Consider the following 20609-nt stretch of genomic DNA (forward strand, 5'->3'; position numbering starts at 1 on the left):
ACACGGCGCCTATCGGCTTGCCTGCCTCGGTGGATCGGATAGGTCTTGGCTGGACCGCAAAGCCGCCGAAGGACACCGACCGTCATGCCAGCCCTGCCCGTCACCATCGTCAGCGGCTTTCTGGGCGCCGGCAAGACCACCCTGATCAATCGCCTGCTGGCCGAGGATCACGGCCTGCGGCTCATGGTGATCGTCAACGATTTCGGCGCGATCAACATCGACTCGGCCCTGATTGATGCCGAGGGAGAGGATACGATCGCGCTCACCAACGGCTGCGTCTGCTGCACGATGGACGCCGACCTGTTCATGGCGCTCGACGCGGCACTCGCACGCGACCCGCGCCCCGATCACCTGATCATCGAGGCCAGCGGCATCGCCGATCCCGCCGCCATCGCCAACGCGGTCCTGGCGGAGCCCGACCTGGCCTATGGCGGGATCGTGACCCTCGTCGATTGCGAGAACGTGGCCAATCTGCTCGCAGATCCCGAGCTGTCCGGGCAGGTCACGCAGCAGATCACGACCGCCGACCTGGTGCTTCTGACCAAGTGCGGCGATCCCGACCCTGCGCTGATCGACCGGCTGAAGACACTCGGCGCGCGCAATCCGTCGCCTGTCGGCGACGCCCCGCTTGGCGAATTGCTGTTCGACATCCTCCCCCTGCCGCGCGGCCGCGCCGTCGCGGCGCACCCGGCCTATACCAGCTGGCAACATGACAGCGACACGGTGGTGGATCGCGCCGCACTCGGCGACCTGCTCGCAAGCAGGCCCGCGGCGCTCTATCGCCTCAAGGGCTTCGTGCGCACCAACGACGGGGGGTATGAACTTCACGTGGTCGGGCAGCACGTCAAAGCACGCCGCGCCGCGACCGAGCGCACGACTCTCGTCGCGCTTGGCCCCGCCACCCGGATCAGCCGGGAAGAGATCGAGACCTGGTGGTCCGGCGCCTCCTGAGCTCCGGGCGCCGCAGCCAGTCGCGTCACCGGTGCCGACCCACTTGTCGGCAGATCAGGATCACCGGCAGCAGACCCACCGCAACGATCACCAGCGACGGCACCGCCGCCCCCGCCAGGCGCTCGTCGCTGGCCAGCCGATAGGCCTGCACCGCCAGCGTGTCATAGTTGAACGGGCGCATGATCAGGGTGGCGGGCAATTCCTTCATCACGTCCACGAAGACGATCAGCAGCGCCGTCAGAAGGCTCGGCGTGAGGATCGGCAGATGCACCCGGCGGAGCGTCCCGAGCGGCGATTCTCCGAGCGAGCGCGAGGCCGCGTCCATGTTCGCGTGCACCGTGCTCTGGCCACCTTCATAGGCGCCGAGCGCCGCCGCCAGGAACCGCACCATGTAGGCCGCGACCAGAAGCCAGATCGACCCGGTGACCAGCAGACCGGTCGAGATGTCGAAGGTGTCGCGCATCCACGCGTCCAGCGCGTTGTCGAAGGCGGCGAAGGGCACCATCAAGCCCACGGCGATCACCCCGCCGGGCACCGCGTAGCCAAGCCGCGCGATGTATCCCGCGATGGTCGAACCGCGCCCCGGCTTCAGGCGTTGGTAGAACCCGACGACGACAGCCGCCAGCACCGTCAGCACCGCCGCGGTCCCGGCCAGCGTGACCGAGTTCCGCATGAAGGCGATGTAGCGGCGGCTCGTCAGGTCCTGCTCGCTGCTCAACCCCATGTCGAACAGTACGAGGGCCGGCACCAGCGCGCCCAGCAACACCGGGGTGGCACAGAGCGCGAAGGCCAGTGCGGCCTGCCAGCCCTTCAGCTGCTCGGGCGGCATCCGGACATGGCGCTTGCCCGATTGGTGGTACTTCGCACGCCCGCGCTGCACCCGCTCCAGCACCGCAAGCAGCAGCGCGAAACTGAGAAGGCACAGCGCAAGCTGCGCCGCCGCTGCCCGGTCTGCCATCGAGAACCAGCTGGTGTAGATACCGGTCGCAAAGGTCTGCACGCTGAAATAGGCGACGGTGCCGAAATCCGCGATCGTCTCCATCACCGCCAGCAGAACGCCGCCGGCAATCGCCGGGCGCGCCATCGGCAGGCTGACGGTCCAGAAGGCACCCCAGGCGCTGCGACCCAAGGCGCGCGCGGCCAGAAACGCCGCGCTGCTCTGCTGCAGGAAGGCAGCCCGCGCCAACAGGTAGACATAGGGATAGAGCACCAGGACCAGCATGATCGCCGCGCCCCAGATCGTCCGGATCTCGGGGAACCAGTAGTCCCGCGGGCCCCAGCCGGTCACATCGCGCAGGGTGGATTGCACGATGCCTGGATGGTCCAGCAGATATGTATAGGCATAGGCCAGCACATAGGCCGGAAAGGCCAGCGGCAGGACCAGTGCGATCTCCAGGACCCGGACACCGGGAAAGCGCGTCATCGTCACTAGCCAGGCCGCCCCGACACCGATGGCGAAGGTCCCGACCGCGACCATCCCCACCAGGGCCAGCGTCGTTCCGGCATAGCGCGGCAGAACGGTCTCGATCAGATGGGTGATCGTGTCGGTGCCGCCCGTGACCGCCGCCAACGCAACGGCCAGCATCGGCAGAAGACACATGCCGGCGATGGCATAGGCCAGCCCCGCCAGCAGACGCGATCCGCCCGACCTGTCGCGCCGGCGCGTCGCACGCCCCACTGTCTGCGTCATCTCGGCCACGTCCGACCTGTCCTCGCCTCAACGATCCCCGGTGCGCCGGATCGGCGGCGCATCCGCGGGACAGATAGCGCCGGAACGCGGGGAATGAAAGCCGGCGAGCTGCGATAGATCCGCCGCTAGAGCCGATACCCGCCCGAGACCGTCAGCACCTCGCCGGTTATGAACCCGGCCTCATCCCCTGCGAGGAAGCGCACCGCGCGCGCCACGTCCTCGGGCGTGCCGATCCGCCCCAGCGCCGTCTGGTCGACAAACAGCTTCGTCAGGTTGGGCGGGCGCGGGCGTTCCGGGCTTTCGATCGCGCTGGGCGCGACGGCGTTGACCCGAATGCCGCGCGGGCCCAGTTCCTTGGCCATCGCGCGGGTCCACAGGTTCAGCGCCGCCTTGCTGGCGCCATAGATCGCGGCATCGCGCGGCGGCAGAACCGAATTGACCGATGAGATGTTCACCACCGACGCGCCGGCGCCCAGATGGGGCAGCGCGGCGGACAGCAGGCCGGCGGGCGCCACCAGGTTGACCCCCAGCAACTCGTGCGCGAGATCCGGATCGAACGCGTCCTTCGGCGTCTGCGCGACCAGCCCGGCGTTGTTCACGATCACGTCGATCCGCCCGAACCGCGCCATGACGGCGGAGATGACGCTCGCGAAACTCTCCGGCCTGGTGAAATCGGCCTGGATGCAGGCGATCGACTCGGGAAGGCTGTCCGGCCGCGCGTCGCGCGACGTCACGGCGACATCATGGTCCCGCGACAGGTTCAGCGCGATGGCCCGCCCGATTCCACGGGCCCCGCCCGTCACCAACGCCACTCTGGTCATTGCCAACTCCCGCGGGAACGACCCGTTCCCGCCCGTCACCGGATCAATGTCTTCAATCGTAGCTGCGCTGATCCTCGATCACCAGCCCGTCCTTGGGCAGGCTGCCCGGTGCGACCACTTCGACCGCGCCCTTCAGTTTCAGCACGTCGGCCACCGTCCGGGCATAGTCTGCCCCGTCGCCGCCCGCCGCCTCGATCCGCACCGTCATCGCGTCCATTTCGCCTTCGCGGCTGGCGATGACCCGCGCCTTGACGATCTCCTCGTGGCGCGCGACCAGCGCGGCCACCTGTTCGGGCCTGATGAACATGCCCTTGATCTTGGTGGTCTGATCGGCGCGCCCCATCCAGCCCTTGATGCGCAGGTTGGTGCGTCCGCAGGGGCTCTGCCCTTCCATGATGGCGCTCAGATCGCCGGTGGCGAACCGGATCAGCGGGTAGTCTGGGTTCAGCGTGGTCACCACCACCTCGCCGACTTCGCCCGGCGCGACCGGCGTTCCGGTGCCGGGCGTGACGATCTCGACCACCACATGCTCGTCGACGATCATCCCCTCCATGGCCGCGCTTTCATAGGCGATGTTGCCCAGATCCGCCGTGCCATAGCTTTGCAGGCAGGAAATTCCGCGCTCGCGGTACTCCGCGCGCAGGCTCGGGAACAGGGCGCCGCCCCCGACGGTCGCCTTGGTGATCCCGAGCGTCACGCCCATGCTGTCGGCCTTGTCGAGGATCACCTTCAGGTAATCCGGCGTCCCGGCATAGGCCGTCACACCGACATCGCGCGCCGCCGTCACCTGCAACTCGGTCTGCCCGGTGCCCGCGGGCAACACGGCGGCGCCGACGGCGCGGGCGCCGTTCTCGAACAGCATCCCCGCCGGAGTCAGGTGATAGCCGAAACAGTTCTGCACGATGTCCCCGGGCCCGATTCCCACCGCATGCAGAACGCGGCCGAACCGCCACCAGTCGCGGTCGATCCCGCCCGGCTCGTAAATCGGACCCGGCGACTGGAACACATGCGCGAACCCCGATGGCGGCTTGACGGTGAAGCCTCCGAAGGGCGGGTTGGCCGCTTGTGCGCGGCCAAGGTCGGACTTTCGCAACACCGGCAATGCCGCCAGCGCCGCCGCATCGGTGATCGCCTCGGGGTCGACATCGGCCAGGGCCTCGGCATAGCCCGGCAGCGCCTTGGCGCGCGCGATCTGCTGGGGCAGGGCCTCGGCAAGGTCGGCCGCGCGCCGATCCGCGCTGCGCGTTTCCAGGTCGTCAAAAAAGCCAGTCATCTCGGCAGAACTCCGCGCTGGACCCGCGCCAGACCTGCGCGGGCATGATGTGGGACAAGGCCGTTCGGCGCCCGCGTTACGGCAGGGCCGCCGCGATTGGCCGAACGGATGTGAGGACAGGGATACCGGACCTGCGCGCCCAACTCCTGCAAGGCATCGTCTCCCCTAGCTCAGCCACCGCTTGCGGCGGCGATAGGAGCGCACGTCGCGGAACGACTTGCGCCCCTCGTCGGACATGCCGAGGTAGAATTCCTTGACGTCCTGGTTCTCTCGCAGATCGGCGGCCGGCCCGTCCATCACGACCCGCCCGCTCTCCAGGATGTAACCGTAATGGGCAAAGCGCAGCGCAACGTTGGTGTTCTGCTCGGCCAGCAGGATCGAGACGCCTTCCTTCTCGTTCAGGTCCTTCACGATGCCGAAGATCTCCTCGACCAGCTGCGGCGCCAGTCCCATCGACGGCTCGTCCAGCAGGATCGTCTCGGGCCCGGCCATCAGCGCGCGGCCGATCGCGACCATCTGCTGCTCGCCGCCCGAGGTATAGCCCGCCTGGCTCTTGCGCCGTTCCTTCAGGCGCGGAAAATACTGGTAGACCTTGTCCAGATCCGCCGCCATCGCGCCCTTGCCGTCCTTGCGCGTGTAATAGCCGGTCAGCAGGTTCTCCTCGACGGTCAGGTGCTCGAAGCAATGCCGCCCCTCCATCACCTGAATCACGCCCTTCTGCACCAGCGCCGCCGGGTCCAGATCCTGCACCCGCTCACCGCGATAGAGGATCGATCCCTTCGTCACCTCGCCGCGCTCGGAATGCAGCAGGTTGCTCACCGCCTTCAGCGTGGTCGTCTTGCCCGCGCCGTTGCCGCCCAGAAGCGCCGTGATGCCGCCCTTTGGCACCTTCAGGCTGACTCCCTTCAGCACCAGGATCACGTGGTTGTAGATCACCTCGATATTGTTGACCTCGAGCAGGGTGTCGACCTGCGCGTCAGCGGTCTTTGCGGTATCCAGCATCAGGTTTCTTTCCGGTCAGAATGCCCAGGTTTCCCGGCCGCCACGGATGCGGCGGCCGGGCGTTCGTGCCTCAGTTGCAGCCTTCTTCGATGTTGTTCTCGGCTGCATAGGCCGCGCTGTCTTCCGCGATCAGCGGCTGAATGACATCGCTGTCGGACTCGATGAAGTCTGTAATCAGCGTCCATTTCTGCGCCGACGCATCCCATTGCTGAACGGCGCCCATCCCGTTGCCACCATGGTTTTCACACGTGACCTTGAACCCGGGAGCGAAGTTCGCGAATCCCAGTTCCGCAAGCCGCTCTTCGGTGATCTCAAGCGCTTCCATGCCATCGCGCATCATGCCCGAGGTGATGTCCGCAGTGCCGTGGATCTCCTGCGCGGTGCGGGCGGCTTCGGCGGCCAGCATCGCCGCGTAGAGCCCCCGGTTGTACAGAACGGTTCCCATCTGGTCTCCGTTGCCCGCGGCCTTGCCCTCATCGTACACGTACTTCTTGAGATCCTCGTAGACGCCGAACTCGTCGCCCGGAGCGGTCAGGGCCAGTGCCTTGTAGCCATCTGCATTCTCGCCGACCGGCAGCACGTCATTCTCGGAGCCGGACCACCAGACACCGATGAACTTGTCCATCGGAAAGCGGATGTTCGCGGCTTCCTGGATCGCGACCTGGTTCATGACGCCCCAGCCCCACATCACCACGTAATCCGGCTTGTCACGGCGAATCTGCAGCCATTGCGATTTCTGTTCCTGGCCGGGGTGATCGACCGGCAGCAGCGACAGTTCGAAACCATGCTTCTTGGACAGCTCTTCGAGCGTGCGGATCGGCTCCTTGCCGAACGCCGAGTTGTGATAGATCAGCGCGATCTTCTTACCTTCCAGGCTCCCGCCCTCTTCGTTCAGCATGTACTTGACCGCGACCGACGCGCCGTCCCAGTAGTTGGCCGGGTAGTTGAAGACGTGGCTGAAGACCTTGCCGTTGGCCGCGGAAGTCCGCCCATAGCCCATCGAGTGGATCGGGATGTCGTCCGCCGTCGCCTTCGGGATCAGCTGATAGGTGATCCCCGTCGAATAGGGCTGATAGACCAGCGCCCCTTCGGACTTGGTGGCCTCGTAGCACTCAACGCCCTTCTCGGTGTTATAGGCGGTTTCACAGGGCAGAACCCGTGTCATCACGCCGCCAATGCCCCCGTCGCGCGCGTTCAGCATCGTGAAATAGTCGGCATAGGCATCCGCCACGGGAATCCCGTTCGCCGCATAGGGTCCGGTCCGGTAATCCAGCGACGGAAAGACCAGGTCCGCCAAGGCGGGTCCGGCGGCCAGTGCGGCGCCAAGCGCCAGGGTTGTCAGTTTCAGTGTCATCGGGTCTAGTCCTCCCTTTGGTGTTATTCCGATGGTGCAGCCTCGCCACCGTGACGGGGCTGTCGTCGGCGCGGGTTTATCCCGCGACGTTGTTTCAATGCGGGAACGGCCACAGCCGCAGCTTCTCCTTGGCCAGACGCCAAAGTTGCGCCAGCCCATGCGGCTCGACGATCAGGAAGAAGATGATCAGCGCGCCCACGATCACCAGCTGGAAATGCGCGACGATATCCGTCGGCCAGCCCAGCATGTCCGCCCCGACCACTTTCAGCGCCACCGGCAGCAGCACCAGGAAGGCCGCTCCTGCGAAACTGCCGAAGACCGATCCCAGGCCGCCGATGATGACCATGAACAGCACCAGGAACGACTTGGTGATCCCGAACACCTCGCCGACCTCGACCGCCCCGAGGTAGATCGCGAAGAACAGCGCGCCCGAGATGCCGACAAAGAACGAACTCACCGCGAAGGCCGTCAACTTGGCCTTGAGCGGGTTCACCCCGATGATCTCGGCGGCGATGTCCATGTCGCGGATCGCCATCCACGACCGCCCCAGCGTGCCGCGCGTCAGGTTGCGCGCGATGATCGCGCTGGCGGTGCAGAAGATCAGACAGAAGAGATAGGTCGCCCAGGCTGTGGCATTCGGACCGGTGATCAGAATGCCGAACGTGTCGCGTTCGGGGGCGTTGATCTGCCCCGAGGCCGAGTAGTTGTAGAACCACGACACCCGGTTGAACAGCCAGACCAGGAAGAATTGCGCCGCCAGCGTCGCCACGGCAAGGTAGAACCCCTTGATCCGCAGGCTCGGCAGACCGAAGACCACGCCGACCGCGGCGGTGATGAACCCGGCCAAGATCACGTGGATGAACATGCTCACATCCGGAAAGGCCGTCATCAGCTTGTAGCAGGCATAGGCGCCCACCGCCATGAACCCGCCGGTGCCCAGGCTGACCTGACCGCAATAGCCGGTCAGGATGTTCAACCCGATCGCCGCGATCGCATAGATCAGGAAGGGCAGCAGGATCGCGTTGGCCCAATAATCGTTGATCAGGAACGGCACGACCAGAAAGGCAAAGGCCAGCACGACATAGTACCGATACCGGTCGAACTTGATCGGAAAAGTCTGGCTGTCCTGTGGATAGGTGGTGCTGAAATCACCGGCTTCACGATAGATCATGCTCGGATCGCCTCTTTCTCATGCGCGCGCTCGCGGCTCGCCGCGTCAAGCTGGTTGGATTTGCGCGCATAGCCCTTCGTCTCGGACACGCGCACCAGTTTCATGTAGGCCACGATCCCCGTGATCAGCCCGGCAAAGGCGAGGATCGCGGCGATCACCAGTTGCCGGTCGGTCAGGCCCTCGGCGGCCAGCGCCAGGTAGCCGAAGGCCCAGAAGCCCGACCAGGCGACCACGTTCACGATGGCGACGATCTTGGTCATGGCTATACCCTCTCGATGATCTTCTCGCCGAACAGACCCTGCGGACGGAACAGCAGGAAGATCAGCGCCAGAACATAGGCGAACCAGTTCTCGGTCGCGCCTCCCAGGGCCGGCCCCAGCAGGAACTCGAACAGCTTCTCGCCGACCCCGATGATCAGCCCGCCGACGATCGCGCCGGGGATCGAGGTGAACCCGCCCAGCATCAGGACCGGCAACGCCTTCAGCGCGATCAGCGACAGCGAGAACTGCACGCCCGACTTGGTGCCCCACATGATCCCCGCGACCAGCGCCACGAAGCCCGCCAGCGACCAGACCAGAACCCAGATGAAGTTGAGCGAGATCCCCACCGACAGCGCCGCCTGGTGATCGTCGGCCACCGCCCGCATCGCGCGGCCCTGCTTGGTGTATTGCGCGAACAGAACCAGCGCGACCACCAGAAGCGCCGCGATGACCGTCGCCACGATGTCCAGGTTGTCGATGAAGAAGCCATAGCCGAACAGGTCGTATGTCACCTGGTCGATCGTTTCGTTGATGCCCTGCGGCAGCCCCACGTCCAGCTTCTTGATCTCGGACCCCCACATCAGGTCGCTCAACCCTTCTAGGAAGTAGGCCAGCCCGATGGTCGCCATGAACAGGATGATCGGCTCCTGGTTCACAAGGTGGCCCATCACGAATTTCTGCACCCCGATCGCCAGCAGCACCATCACCCCGGTCGTCAGGATGATCGCCAGCAGCGCCGGCACGTGCCATCCGAAGTGGTGGATGTCGGTGCCGAATGTGGCGTTGATCAGATGCGCGAAGGGCACCTGCCCGTCCATGATCCCGACCAGCGTCATCGCCGCGAACAGCGCCATCACGCCCTGCGCGAAGTTGAAGATGCCGCTGGCCTTGAAGATCAAGACGAAGCCGAGCGCCACGAGCGCATAGAGCACCCCGGCCATGAGGCCGTTCAGCGTGACCTCCATCGCGAAAAGCAACTGCTCAGGCATTCCTGCCTCCCTGTTTGTCCGTTTCGGCCATCAGCCGATCTTTCCCGCACATGCGGGCGTCAATCCTTCCGCCCCGCCCTCGCGGGCCGGGTGGTAGAGCCGCAGCAGCGCCGCCCCCGCCTCGCGCAGCGAGAACTCGACCTGGTAGGGCCGGCCGTCATGGCCGCAGCCCAGGTACGGCCCCGACAGCGCGCCGGCGAAGACCCCCGCCTCGACCAGCCGGCCCTGCGCCACCGCTTCGGCGACGAAGGGCGCGTGCAGCGGCAGGATCGCCTCCGTCACGTGGCCGTTTCCGTCGGCGCTGACGCAGCTCATGTGGCGTGGAAAATTCCCGACACTGGTCTCCTGCGACCGCTCGGACGCCGCCCAGTCCGCCGCACCCACGGTCACCGTCACCGCGCCGGCGCCCAGCGCGCCCGGTGCGACGAAGGTCATGGCATCCGCCGCGCAGTCCCGCGCGTCCGCGCAGGCACCGCCCGCTGCCGCCGCCTGCCAGGCGCCGAAGGCCGCGGCGCGTGCGCCGGTTTCCGCATAGATCATGCAGCCGTCGACCATCGCCACCCAACCCTCCGCCAGGCGCGGCTCGGCTTGCGCCGCGCCCGCCGCAAGGGCCAGGCACAGGGCGACAGGGCGCGCGGCGTCAATCATGCGCGACCCCCAGATAGGCGTCGATCACATCCTGGTTGTTGCGCACCTCATCCGGCGAGCCGTCGCCGATCTTCTTGCCGTAATCCATCACCACGACCCGGTCCGACAGGTCCATGACGACGCCCATGTCGTGCTCGATCAGCGCGATGGTGGTGCCGAACTCGTCGTTCACGTCCAGGATGAAGCGGCTCATGTCCTCCTTCTCCTCGACGTTCATGCCCGCCATCGGCTCGTCCAGCAGCAACAGCTTGGGCTCGGCCGCCAGGGCGCGGGCCAGTTCCACGCGTTTCTTCAGGCCGTAAGGCAGACGCGACACCGGGGTCTTGCGGATATGCTGGATCTCGAGGAAATCGATCACCTTCTCCGCCACCTCGCGGTTCGCGGTCTCCTCCTCCTCGGCCTTGCCCTTCCAGATCGCCTGCGACAGCAGCCCGGTCTTCATGTGGGTCAGCCGCCCCGTCATCACGTTGTCCAGAACGCTCATGCCCTCGAACAGCGCGATGTTTTGAAAGGTGCGCGCAATGCCCTGGCGCGCCACTTCATAGGGCTTCATCTGCGGTCGCTTCGCGCCGCGAAACCAGACCTCGCCCTCCTGCGGCACGTAGAAACCCGAGATCACGTTCAGCATCGACGATTTCCCGGCCCCGTTCGGCCCGATGATCGCGCGGATCTCGCCCTCGCGGATGTCGAAACTGATATCGGTGATCGCCGTCACCCCGCCAAAGCGCAGGGTGATGTTCTTCATTTCCATCACCACGCCGCCGATCTTGCGGCCATCCGCGGTGGTATACCCTTCAGAGGCGTCAAGCATCCGATGTGTCCTTCCGTTTCAGCATCGTCGCCGTGCGGGACGGCGGGCGGGGCGATGACCGCAGGTCGAGCGCCGTATCGCCGGCCCTCATTCCGCGGCCACCTTCTGCGGCACGACCGGGATCACCTTGGCCTCGCGGATCTCCAGCGTCGCCTTGATCGATCCCTTGCGCCCGTCTTCATAGGTCACCTCGGTGACCGTGCTGACCTTGTTCGAGCCGTCATAGAGCGCCGCGATGATGTCGGCGAATTTCTCCTCGATGATCCGGCGGCGCACCTTGCGGGTGCGGGTCAGCTCGCCATCGTCGGCGTCCAGCTCCTTGTGCAACACGACGAAGCGGTGCACCTGGCAGCCCGACAGCATCGGGTCCTCGGCGACCGAGGCGTTGACCTCCTCCACATGGCGCTGGATCGTCTCCATCACCTGCGGATGCCCCGCCAGTTCCTGGTACGAGGCATAGGCGATGTTGTTGCGCTCGGCCCAGTTGCCGACCGCCGACAGGTCGATGTTGATGAACGCCGTGCACTGCTCGCGGTTGTTGCCGAACACCACCGCTTCCAGGATGTTGGGATAGAATTTCAGCTTGTTCTCGACATATTTCGGCGCGAACAGGCTGCCATCGGCCATCTGGCCCACGTCCTTGGCCCGGTCGATGATGCGCAGATGCCCGGTCTCGGGTTCGATGAAGCCCGCATCGCCGGTGGCGACCCAGCCGTCCGGGTCCTTGGTGTCGGCCGTGCTCTCCGGGTTCTTGTAGTACTCCACGAACACGCCCGGGCTGCGATAGAACACCTCGCCGTTCTCGGCGATCTTCAACTCGACCCCGGGCGAAGGCACGCCCACCGTGTCACTGCGCACCTCGCCATCGGGCTGGGCGGTGATGAACACCGTCGCCTCGGTCTGCCCGTAAAGCTGCTTCAGGTTGATGCCCAGGCTGCGGTAGAAATCGAAGATCTCGGGCCCGATCGCCTCGCCGGCCGTGTACCCCACGCGCACCCGGCTGAAGCCCAGCGTGTTCTTGAGCGGCCCGTAGACCAGCAGATCGCCGATCTTGTATTTCAACCGGTCCATGAACCCGACGGGCTTGCCGTCCAGCAGGTCGGGGCCGACCTTGCGGGCATGGGCCATGTAATGGTCGAACATCTTCTTCTTGATCGTGCCCGCGTCCTCCATCCGGATCATCACCGTGGTCAGCTGGGTCTCGAACACGCGCGGCGGGGCGAAGTAATAGGTCGGCCCGATCTCGCGCAGGTCGGTCATCATCGTGTCGGCGCTTTCCGGGCAGTTCACGCAGAAGCCGCACCAATAGGCCTGGCCGATCGAAAAGATGAAATCGCCCACCCAGGCCATCGGCAGATAGGCCAGGATCTCGTCGTCGCGCCGCAGCTTGTCGAACTCCGACGAGGACTTGGCCGATTCGATGACGTTGCGGTTGGACAGCACCACCCCCTTGGGCTTGCCCGTCGTGCCCGAGGTATAGAGCATCACGCAGGTGCTGTCGTAATCCAGCTTCGCGCACCGCGCCTTCAACTCGGTGATGAACTCGTCATGCGCCGCGCGGCCCTGATCCTGCACATGGCTGAACTGGTGCAGATGCGAATGATCGTATTTCCGCAGACCCCGCGGATCGAGATAGATCAGATGTTCGAACTGGTGCAGCTGGTCCTGCACCTCGATCACCTTGTCGACCTGTTCCTGGTCCTGCACGATCACGAAACGCGCGCCGCAATGGCCCAGCACATAGGCCATCTCCTCGGCCACCGCGTCCTGGTAGAGCGGCACCGGCACCGCGCCGACCATCTGCGCCGCCACCATCGACCAGTAGAGATAGGGCCGGTTGCGCCCAATGATGGCGATGAAATCACCTTCGTTCACACCCAGGTTGATCAGCCCCAGCGCCAGCGCCTCGATTTCCGCGGCGGTCTCGCTCCAGGTCCAGCTCTGCCAGATGCCGAACTCCTTTTCCCGGTAGGCCGGGAACGTTCCGTATTTGGCCACGTTTCGCTCGAGCAGGGCCGGAATGGACTGAAGCCCACCGGCGTCCGAAGACGTCTGAACCAAGGTTTTCTCCTCCCACCGCCGGCTCTCCCGTGCCGGCATTGACCGCTTCCATGCGATTCCCTGACCGTACCGAAGCGGCTGCGACCCTCCGCGTCAACTTTTTCCTGATGTTTTCCCAATCCTTACGAATTGTTACCGCACCCGACTCAGCCCGCACCGGCCCGATCCCGCGAGTCGGGCTAATTGCGCGCCCGGCCGCTTGGTGCTAGCGATGACGGACAAAAGGAAAGCCGTGCGTGACGCGAAGCGATCATCGAACCAAGGCCCTGACGACGGCCGGCCTCAACCTGATCGCGCAGGCCCTGTCGATCTATGACAGCGACCTGCGGCTGGCGGTCAGCAACCGCCGCTTCCAGGAAATGTTCGACCTGCCCGACCACCTGGTGCAGCCCGGCGCGCGGTTTCAGGACACCATCCGCCATATCGCCGAAAAGGGCGAATACGGACCCACCGAGGATATCGACGCCCTCGTGCAGGCACGGGTCGACCAGGCCCGCGCGTTCGAACCGCACTACCTCGAACGCACCCGCCCCAGCGGGCAGATCATCTCGATCGAAGGCGCGCCGCTGCCGCAGGGCGGATGGGTCACCGTCTATACCGACATCACCCGCACCCGGCGCAGCGAGGAACTGCTGCGCGCCCGCTCCGCCGAACTGTCCGACCAGGTGCTGACCCATGCCGAGGATCTCGCCGCCACCAACCGCCAGCTCGCTGCCACCAACTCGGCCCTGCAGGAGGCCAAACGCGAACTGACCGAGATCGAGGCCCGCACCCGGCTGACCACCGAGATGATGCCCGCCCACATCGCCCATGTGGATTCGACCGGCCACTACACCTATTCCAACCGCCGCCTCAGCAGCGTGCTGCCGGGCCGCCCGTCCGACATTCTCGGCCTGCATATCGCCGACGCGCTGGGCCCCGCGACCTTCGCCCGGATCGAACCCCGGCTCGCCAACGCCTATCGCGGCGAAAGCCCGGTCTTCGAGTTCACCGAGGATCACGGCGGCCGACGCATCCGCGTCGCCTTCACCCCGGACGGCGCCGGCGGCGTCTATATCCTGTCGATGGACGTGACCGAGGAAACCCAGGCCCGCGTCGCGCTGCAACAGACCCGGCGGCGGGCGATGGCGGCGCAGATGACCAGCGGCCTCGCGCACGACTTCTCCAATCTCCTGACCATCATCCTCGGCATGCAGTCCCGCCTCGCCCAGATGAATCTCGGCCCCGAGGCGGGCGAACTGATCGCCGCCACCCGCTCCGCCGCGCAACGCGGCGGGCGGCTGCTGAACCGCATCGCCGACATGACCAGCCGCCGCAGCCTGCGCCCCGAGGCCACCGACATGCACGCGCTGCTGGGCGAATTGCGCCTGCTGGCCACGCCCAGCCTGCCCCGCGCCGTCGGCCTCAGCGTGCTCGACCATCTGCCCGACGATCCGCTGCTGCTCGATCCCGGCCTGCTGCAGGACGCGCTGCTCAACCTGATCCTGAACGCCCGCGACGCGATGGGCGCGACCGGGCAGATCACCGTCAGCGCCCACAGCCTCGACCGCACCTGGATCGAGATCACCGTCTCCGACACCGGGCCCGGTTTCTCGCCCGAGGCGCTGGAAAAGGCGCTGAACCCGTTCTTCACCACCAAGGGCGGCGAGGGCAGCGGCCTCGGCCTGCCGATGGTCTACGACATGACCAAGCTCGCCGGCGGCGACCTGCGCCTCGCCAACACGCCGACCGGCGCCAGCGTCACCCTGCGCCTGCCCTACCGCGTCGCGCCCGAATCCGACGGCGGCGGGCTCACCCTGCTGGTCGAGGACAGCGAAGAGCTGCGCGCCGGCTTCCGGGACATGCTGATGGAGATCGGCCACGCGGTGATCGAGGCCACCTCGGTGGACGAGGCCACCGCCCTCGTCGCCGATGTGCCCGACATCACCATGATCCTCTCCGACCTCAAGCTCGAGGGCCACGCCACCGGGCTCGACCTGGTCGAGCGCATGGCCGGCAGCGGCCTGCCCTGCATCCTGATGACCTCGCTGCCCGACAGCGACCCGCTCAACATCGCCGCGCGCCAGCGTGCGCCGCTGCTGCGCAAACCCTTCACCGCCGACCAGCTCGCGGCGCTGATCCGGCCGGGAGCCGCCGCATGACCGCCCCACTCGTCACGATCCTCGACGACGAACCCGAGATCCGCAGCATCCTGACCGACGTGCTGCGCGACGCCGGCTTCCGCACCCAGAGCTTCGCGCGGGCCCGCGAATTCGAAGCCTCGCTGAAACACGCAACCCCCGACGTCTGCCTCGTCGACCTGTCGCTGCCCGACACCGACGGGCTCGCCCTCGTGCACCGGCTGGCACTCGAACAGGGTGCCTCGGTCATCATCATCTCCGGCCGTGCCCAGGTCCAGGACCGCGTCACCGGCCTCGAACTGGGCGCCGACGACTACATCACCAAGCCCTTCGACCCGACCGAGGTCGTCGCCCGCGTCCGCGCCCGCCTGCGCGACACCCGCGCCGCCCCGCGCCCCGGCAACACCGCCCGCTTCAACGGCTGGACCGCGCATTTCGACCGCTACACGCTGCAGGACGACGACGGCGTCGAAACCCCCTTCTCCCACGCCGAGGCCGAGGTGCTGCGCCTGTTCCTGGAAAGCCCCAAACGCCTGATCAGCCGCGCCCAGATGCAGGAATCCCTCGGCGGGGCCGCGGGCGAAAGCTTCGACAGGGCGATGGACGTGCGCATCTCGCGCCTGCGCACCAAGCTGCGCGAAGACCCCAAGAACCCGCGCCTGATCAAGACGATCTACGGCGCCGGCTACATCTTCCTCGGCGACGTGACCTGGACCTGACCGACACGGGCTTCATCTTCGTCAAAATACTCCGGGGTTTGGGGCAGAGCCCCAATCACGCCCGCCCCAGCCGATCCACCGCCGCGGCCAGCACCCGCACTCCGGCGACAAGATCGGCCTCCGCCGTATCCTCCCCGAACGCATGGCTGATCCCGTCGATCGATGGCACGAACAGCATCGCCACCGGCAACAGCCGCGCCACGTTGGTCGCGTCATGCAGCGCGCCCGAGGGCAGCACGCGCCACCGCTTCGGCGCCACCTGCTCCGCCCCGGCCTCCAGCGCCGCGCGCAACCGCGCATCCATCGCCACCGGCTCCAGCCCCAGCATCGCACCGAAACTCACCTGCAGCCCGCGCGCCTTGGCCACCTCCACCGCCGTGGCGCGCAGGATCTCCTCCATCCGCCCCAGCCGGTCCGCGTCGCCATCGCGCCACTGGATCGAGAACACCGCCCGCCCCGGCACGATCGAGGTGGCGTTGGGATGCAACGCCACGTGGCCGATGGTCCAGACCGTGCGCGGCGTGACCACGTTGCGAAACCGCTCCTCCAGCAGCGCGTTGAAGGCGGCCAGCCCCTGGAACGCGTCGCGGCGCAGATGCATCGGGGTCGTCCCCGCGTGGTTCTGCTGCCCGTCGAAGGTGATGCGCATGTCACGGATGCCGACGATATCGCTGACCACCCCGATCTGCTCGCCCGCGCTGTCCAGCGTCGGCCCCTGCTCGATATGCAGCTCGATGAAGCCGGTGAACCGGCCCGGATCGACGAACGCGCCCGCCAGCCCCGCCATCGGCGCCCGCGCCGCCGCCAGCGCGACGCCGGCATGGTCGGTCAGCCGGTCCGCCTCCGCAAGCGACAGCTGGCCCGACCACACGGCGCTCCCCGTGGTGACGCCGAACCGGCCCTCCTCGTCCTGGAAACTCACCACCGACACCGGCGGCCCGCCGGCCGCGCGGCTCGCCCGCGCCACCTCGAGCGCCGCGACCACCCCCAGCGCCCCGTCAAGCCAGCCGCCCTCGGGCTGGCTGTCGGAATGCGATCCCAGCAACAGCGACGGCCCCTCCGCCAGGCCGAACAGGTTGCCCATCGGGTCATACCGCACCGCAAGACCCGCCTCGGCCATCCGCTCGGCCAGCCAGGCCCGCGCCGCCACGTCCGCCTCGCAATAGGCCGGGCGCACGACACCCTTGCCGACCCCGGCGGCACCGAACCGGCGCAACGCATGCAGATCGGCCAGGAATCGGTCGGGATCGGGTGTCATCGGAAAACCTCGTCTGCAGCCGGGCCACGCGGCCCCGCCCGAACCCTACGCGCCGCGCGCACGGAAACCAAGCCGGCGCCGACGGGCGAAATCGGTCCCCCCTCTGGCACCTCGCGCCGCTCTGGCCTAAGACGAGCCCAAGCAGGAGCAGCACCATGTCCCACATCACCCTCATCCGCCACGGCCAGGCCAACACCCAGGCCCGCGACGAGCTCAGCTACGACCGGCTCAGCCCGCTCGGCCACCAGCAGGCAGCCTGGCTCGGCGATCACCTGCGCACCTGCGGCAGCCATCATTCGCGGGTCTATTGCGGCACGCTCACCCGCCATGTCGAAACCGCCGGCGGCATGAAGGCAGGCGACGCGGAGCAGGATCCGCGCCTGAACGAGCTCGAATACTTCACCCTCGCCCGCCTGCTCGAGGAACAGCACGGCGTCGCGCTGCCCTCCGAACGCGAGGGCTTCATCCGCCACCTGCCGCGCATCTTCACCGCCTGGCAGAACGGCGAACTCGAAGGCGCCCCCGAAAGCTTCGCCGATTTCGAAAGCCGCGTCACCGACGCCCTGGACGAGATCGCCGCGGGCAAGGGGCCGGCGCTGGTCGTGACCTCGGGCGGGCTGATCGCCATCGCCCTGCGCCAGGTGATGGAGCTCAACATCGCCGCCACCGCCCGCGTCGCGCTGGCGATCATGAACACCTCGATGCACAGGCTGTTCCCGATCGGCGACCATCTCAGCCCGGTCCTGTTCAACGCGGTGCCACATCTCGACGCGCCCGACCGCCACTTCGCCCAGACGCATTTCTGACGCCCGACACGAGGAACCGCCGCACATGACACATCTGTGGGTGCGCGCCGAACAGCGCGCCAACGAGGACCGCACCGGGCTGATGCCCATCGGCGCCGCCGCGCTGATCGGCGCCGGCCTGCGCGTCACGGTCGAGGACAGCGCCACCCGCGCCGTTCCGATCGACTCCTATCGCGCCGCCGGCTGCGAGATCGCGCCGGAAAACAGCTGGCCCGACGCCCCCGCCGACGCCATCATCTTCGGTCTCAAGGAACTGCCCGAGGACGGCACGCCGCTGACGCACCGCCACATCCTCTTCGGCCACGCCTACAAGGGCCAGCCCGCCGGGCAGACGCTGCTGAAACGGTTCAGGGCCGGGGGCGGCACGCTCTACGATCTCGAATACCTGGTCGATGAAAGCGGCCGCCGGGTCGCCGCCTTCGGCTACTGGGCGGGCTATGCCGGCGCCGCCGTGGCGCTGAAATGCTGGGCCGCGCAGCAACGCGGCGGCCTCGCCGGGCCGGTCTCGACCTACGCCAATTCACGGGCGCTGCAGGACGAACTGACAGCCGAGCTCGACGCGCTCGGCACCGGCCGCCCCACCGCGCTGGTGATCGGCGCGCTCGGACGTGTCGGCACCGGCGCCGCCGATCTCTGCACCGCGATGTCGGTGCCCGTCACCCGCTGGGACATGGCCGAAACCGCCCATGGCGGCCCGTTCCCCGAGGTACTCGCCCACGACGTCTTTCTCAACTGCATCCTGGCCCGCCCCGGCACCCCGGTCTTCGTGCCGGCCAGCGCGCCGACAGATCCGCGAAACCTGACGGTGATCGGCGACATCGCCTGCGATCCGGACAGCGATTTCTCTCCGATCAAGGTCTATGACCGCACGACCAGCTGGGCCGAACCGGCGCTGCGGGTGCATGACGCGCCGCCGCTCGACGTCACCGCCATCGACAACCTGCCCTCGATGCTGCCGCTGGAAAGCTCCGAGGATTTCGCCGCCCAGCTGCTGCCCTCGCTGCTGACCCTGCCCGACCTGAAGGCCGGCGTCTGGGGGCGCGCGAAAGCCACGTTTGACAGCCATATCGAAAGGATCTGATCCATGACCATCCACTGGTGCGGCACCGGCCTCTCCGCCATCCCCGGCCTGCGCCGCCTGATCGAGGCCGGCCACGACGTCACCGTCTGGAACCGGACCGTCGACAAGGCCCGCGCCGCCGTCGGCGACCTGACCGACGACATCCGGGCGTTCGACATCGATGCCCTTGCAGGCACGCTCGCCCAAGGCGACGTGATCGTGTCGATGCTGCCGGGCGACTGGCACGTGCCGCTGGCCGAACTGGCCATCGCCAGGAGGGCGCAGTTCGTCAGCTCCTCCTACATCGCACCCGAAATGCGCGCGCTCGACGAGGCCGCCCGCACGGCCGGCGTCGCGCTGGTCAACGAGGTCGGGCTCGACCCCGGCATCGACCACCTGATGGCCCACGCGCTGATGGACGCCTACCGTGCCTCCGACGCGTTCGACGCCGACAACCACCTGTCCTTCACCTCCTATTGCGGCGGCGTGCCGAAACACGCCAACGCCTTCCGCTACAAGTTCAGCTGGTCGCCGCTGGGCGTGCTCAAGGCGCTGCGCTCGCCGTCGCGCTCGATCCGCGACTATTCCGAGCTCCGCGTCGACCGGCCCTGGGACGCGATCAGCAGCTATACCGCGCCGCTGCCCACGCCGGAAAGCTTCGAGGTCTATCCCAACCGCGACAGTCTGCCCTTCATGGCGCAATACGGCTTCGACCAGACCTGGCCGGTGCGCGACTTCGTGCGCGGCACCCTGCGGCTCAACGGCTGGTCCGAGGCCTGGGCCGACGTGTTCCGCGAGGTCGAAACCCTCTCCGGCCCCGAAGGCGACGCGCGCCTGCAGGAGATGTCCGACCAGTTCTGGGCCGACCACGCCTATGACGAGGACGAACCCGACCGCGTCGTGCTCTGCGTCGGCCTCGCCGCCGAACGCGACGGCAAACCGGTCTGGCACAAGACCTACGTCATGGACGCCTGGGGCGACGCCCGCGGCACCGCGATGGCCCGCCTCGTGTCGGTCCCGGTCTCGCTGGCGGTCGAAGCGGTGCTGAACCGCGAAATCCCCGCCGGAGTCCACGCCGCCCCCAGCGATCCCAGGCTGCTGACCCGCTGGATGGCCGAGATCGACAAGCTGGCGCAGCACCTGCAGATCGTCGACCACCTCGCCTGATCCGCCCGACACGCGCACGGACAGGGCCAAGCACGGCCCTGCCCTTCATCTTCGTGAAAATACTCGACGGTCCGACGCTCACCGCCCGCGCGTGATGATGTCGTCCTCGGCGTCGCTGGCGGATATCCCCAGCGCGTCCAGCCCGTTCTCCAGGTGATCGGACATGTGCGGCGTGCCCAGGATGTAATCTGCGCAAGGGGTCGTCGCCTCGGCCTTGGCGGTGGCGATCGCCTCGGCAAGGTCCTCGGCCTCGAAACTCTCGCGGCCGATCCACATGATCGCCACAAGTTCGGCCTGTTCGTCGTCGCTCATCCGGTCGATGAAGGCGCGCAACTCGCCCTCGGCACGGCCCAGCTCGCGGCCCATCAGAATGACCTGCGCGACCTTTTGCGGCGAAATCTCCAGCATCCGCTCATCCTCTCCTGTTCGCATTGCTCCGCCGCGATCA

General features: G+C 67.1%; 19 protein-coding genes. 6 read left to right on the forward strand and 13 right to left on the reverse strand.

Going from position 1 to position 20609, the window contains the following annotated elements; all coding sequences use genetic code 11:
- Positions 1–84 precede the first annotated feature (84 nt).
- Positions 85–951 carry a CobW family GTP-binding protein gene (locus JF290_RS14785; protein ID WP_199025663.1) on the forward strand — a complete coding sequence of 289 codons (867 nt, stop codon included), beginning with the start codon at positions 85–87 and terminating at the stop codon, positions 949–951.
- A 25-nt stretch (positions 952–976) separates the two neighbouring features.
- Here the strand turns inward: JF290_RS14785 and JF290_RS14790 are convergent, their stop codons facing one another.
- The 11 genes from JF290_RS14790 to JF290_RS14840 form a co-directional block, all read right to left on the reverse strand.
- Positions 977–2641: an ABC transporter permease gene (locus tag JF290_RS14790; RefSeq protein ID WP_199025786.1), complete on the reverse strand. Its 1665-nt coding sequence runs from the start codon at positions 2639–2641 to the stop codon at positions 977–979.
- Between the two features lie 125 nt (positions 2642–2766).
- On the reverse strand, positions 2767–3462 hold the full coding sequence (locus JF290_RS14795) for an SDR family NAD(P)-dependent oxidoreductase (RefSeq protein WP_199025664.1): 696 nt from the start codon (positions 3460–3462) through the stop codon (positions 2767–2769).
- A 52-nt stretch (positions 3463–3514) separates the two neighbouring features.
- Positions 3515–4735: a phenylacetate--CoA ligase family protein gene (locus JF290_RS14800; RefSeq protein ID WP_199025665.1), complete on the reverse strand. Its 1221-nt coding sequence runs from the start codon at positions 4733–4735 to the stop codon at positions 3515–3517.
- A gap of 165 nt (positions 4736–4900) precedes the next feature.
- Positions 4901–5737 carry an ABC transporter ATP-binding protein gene (locus JF290_RS14805; RefSeq protein ID WP_199025666.1) on the reverse strand — a complete coding sequence of 279 codons (837 nt, stop codon included), beginning with the start codon at positions 5735–5737 and terminating at the stop codon, positions 4901–4903.
- 70 nt (positions 5738–5807) lie between these two features.
- Entirely contained in the window at positions 5808–7091 is a 1284-nt protein-coding gene (locus tag JF290_RS14810; RefSeq protein WP_199025667.1) for an ABC transporter substrate-binding protein, read from the reverse strand.
- A 94-nt stretch (positions 7092–7185) separates the two neighbouring features.
- Positions 7186–8262, reverse strand: a complete 1077-nt coding sequence (locus JF290_RS14815) for a branched-chain amino acid ABC transporter permease (protein WP_199025668.1) — start codon at positions 8260–8262, stop codon at positions 7186–7188.
- On the reverse strand, positions 8259–8522 hold the full coding sequence (locus JF290_RS14820; protein ID WP_199025669.1) for a hypothetical protein: 264 nt from the start codon (positions 8520–8522) through the stop codon (positions 8259–8261). The genes JF290_RS14815 and JF290_RS14820 overlap by 4 nt, the downstream gene beginning before the upstream one ends.
- Positions 8523–8524: 2 nt before the next feature.
- A complete protein-coding gene (locus JF290_RS14825; RefSeq protein ID WP_199025670.1) occupies positions 8525–9511 on the reverse strand; it encodes a branched-chain amino acid ABC transporter permease in 987 nt (328 codons plus the stop codon).
- A gap of 30 nt (positions 9512–9541) precedes the next feature.
- Positions 9542–10159: a hypothetical protein gene (locus JF290_RS14830; RefSeq protein WP_199025671.1), complete on the reverse strand. Its 618-nt coding sequence runs from the start codon at positions 10157–10159 to the stop codon at positions 9542–9544.
- Entirely contained in the window at positions 10152–10970 is an 819-nt protein-coding gene (locus JF290_RS14835; protein ID WP_199025672.1) for an ABC transporter ATP-binding protein, read from the reverse strand. The genes JF290_RS14830 and JF290_RS14835 overlap by 8 nt, the downstream gene beginning before the upstream one ends.
- Positions 10971–11057: 87 nt before the next feature.
- Positions 11058–13031 carry an AMP-binding protein gene (locus JF290_RS14840; RefSeq protein ID WP_425503963.1) on the reverse strand — a complete coding sequence of 658 codons (1974 nt, stop codon included), beginning with the start codon at positions 13029–13031 and terminating at the stop codon, positions 11058–11060.
- Between the two features lie 236 nt (positions 13032–13267).
- Between JF290_RS14840 and JF290_RS14845 the strand changes: the two genes are divergently transcribed.
- Positions 13268–15172, forward strand: a complete 1905-nt coding sequence (locus JF290_RS14845; protein ID WP_199025674.1) for a PAS-domain containing protein — start codon at positions 13268–13270, stop codon at positions 15170–15172.
- Positions 15169–15870: a response regulator transcription factor gene (locus tag JF290_RS14850; RefSeq protein WP_199025675.1), complete on the forward strand. Its 702-nt coding sequence runs from the start codon at positions 15169–15171 to the stop codon at positions 15868–15870. The genes JF290_RS14845 and JF290_RS14850 overlap by 4 nt, the downstream gene beginning before the upstream one ends.
- Before the next feature lie 55 nt (positions 15871–15925).
- Here the strand turns inward: JF290_RS14850 and JF290_RS14855 are convergent, their stop codons facing one another.
- Positions 15926–17128, reverse strand: coding sequence for a Zn-dependent hydrolase (locus JF290_RS14855; RefSeq protein ID WP_199025676.1), 1203 nt, complete (start codon positions 17126–17128; stop codon positions 15926–15928).
- 155 nt (positions 17129–17283) lie between these two features.
- Here JF290_RS14855 and JF290_RS14860 point away from each other — a divergent pair, with 155 nt between their 5' ends.
- From JF290_RS14860 to JF290_RS14870, 3 genes are read left to right on the forward strand one after another with little or no spacing between them, the layout of a single operon-like run.
- On the forward strand, positions 17284–17934 hold the full coding sequence (locus JF290_RS14860; protein WP_199025677.1) for a histidine phosphatase family protein: 651 nt from the start codon (positions 17284–17286) through the stop codon (positions 17932–17934).
- A 25-nt stretch (positions 17935–17959) separates the two neighbouring features.
- The gene (locus JF290_RS14865) at positions 17960–19015 is read left to right on the forward strand and encodes a saccharopine dehydrogenase (RefSeq protein ID WP_199025678.1); all 1056 of its coding nucleotides are present in this window, start codon (positions 17960–17962) and stop codon (positions 19013–19015) included.
- A gap of 3 nt (positions 19016–19018) precedes the next feature.
- The gene (locus tag JF290_RS14870) at positions 19019–20161 is read left to right on the forward strand and encodes a saccharopine dehydrogenase family protein (protein ID WP_199025679.1); all 1143 of its coding nucleotides are present in this window, start codon (positions 19019–19021) and stop codon (positions 20159–20161) included.
- 78 nt (positions 20162–20239) lie between these two features.
- On the opposite strand, the gene JF290_RS14875 is transcribed toward JF290_RS14870, so the two are convergent.
- A complete protein-coding gene (locus JF290_RS14875; protein WP_199025680.1) occupies positions 20240–20569 on the reverse strand; it encodes a DUF3775 domain-containing protein in 330 nt (109 codons plus the stop codon).
- Positions 20570–20609: the final 40 nt, after the last annotated feature.

This window comes from Sedimentitalea arenosa, assembly GCF_016428585.1.
GTDB lineage: Bacteria > Pseudomonadota > Alphaproteobacteria > Rhodobacterales > Rhodobacteraceae > Sedimentitalea > Sedimentitalea arenosa.

Coding starts and splice junctions, on each gene's coding strand:
- JF290_RS14835 (WP_199025672.1), bottom strand. CDS start 10,970: ATGCTTGACGCCTCTGAAGGGTATACCACCGCGGATGGCCGCAAGATC.
- JF290_RS14870 (WP_199025679.1), top strand. CDS start 19,019: ATGACCATCCACTGGTGCGGCACCGGCCTCTCCGCCATCCCCGGCCTG.
- JF290_RS14790 (WP_199025786.1), bottom strand. CDS start 2,641: ATGACGCAGACAGTGGGGCGTGCGACGCGCCGGCGCGACAGGTCGGGC.
- JF290_RS14795 (WP_199025664.1), bottom strand. CDS start 3,462: ATGACCAGAGTGGCGTTGGTGACGGGCGGGGCCCGTGGAATCGGGCGG.
- JF290_RS14855 (WP_199025676.1), bottom strand. CDS start 17,128: ATGACACCCGATCCCGACCGATTCCTGGCCGATCTGCATGCGTTGCGC.
- JF290_RS14820 (WP_199025669.1), bottom strand. CDS start 8,522: ATGACCAAGATCGTCGCCATCGTGAACGTGGTCGCCTGGTCGGGCTTC.
- JF290_RS14815 (WP_199025668.1), bottom strand. CDS start 8,262: ATGATCTATCGTGAAGCCGGTGATTTCAGCACCACCTATCCACAGGAC.
- JF290_RS14810 (WP_199025667.1), bottom strand. CDS start 7,091: ATGACACTGAAACTGACAACCCTGGCGCTTGGCGCCGCACTGGCCGCC.
- JF290_RS14850 (WP_199025675.1), top strand. CDS start 15,169: ATGACCGCCCCACTCGTCACGATCCTCGACGACGAACCCGAGATCCGC.
- JF290_RS14860 (WP_199025677.1), top strand. CDS start 17,284: ATGTCCCACATCACCCTCATCCGCCACGGCCAGGCCAACACCCAGGCC.
- JF290_RS14785 (WP_199025663.1), top strand. CDS start 85: ATGCCAGCCCTGCCCGTCACCATCGTCAGCGGCTTTCTGGGCGCCGGC.
- JF290_RS14875 (WP_199025680.1), bottom strand. CDS start 20,569: ATGCTGGAGATTTCGCCGCAAAAGGTCGCGCAGGTCATTCTGATGGGC.
- JF290_RS14800 (WP_199025665.1), bottom strand. CDS start 4,735: ATGACTGGCTTTTTTGACGACCTGGAAACGCGCAGCGCGGATCGGCGC.
- JF290_RS14805 (WP_199025666.1), bottom strand. CDS start 5,737: ATGCTGGATACCGCAAAGACCGCTGACGCGCAGGTCGACACCCTGCTC.
- JF290_RS14830 (WP_199025671.1), bottom strand. CDS start 10,159: ATGATTGACGCCGCGCGCCCTGTCGCCCTGTGCCTGGCCCTTGCGGCG.
- JF290_RS14825 (WP_199025670.1), bottom strand. CDS start 9,511: ATGCCTGAGCAGTTGCTTTTCGCGATGGAGGTCACGCTGAACGGCCTC.
- JF290_RS14865 (WP_199025678.1), top strand. CDS start 17,960: ATGACACATCTGTGGGTGCGCGCCGAACAGCGCGCCAACGAGGACCGC.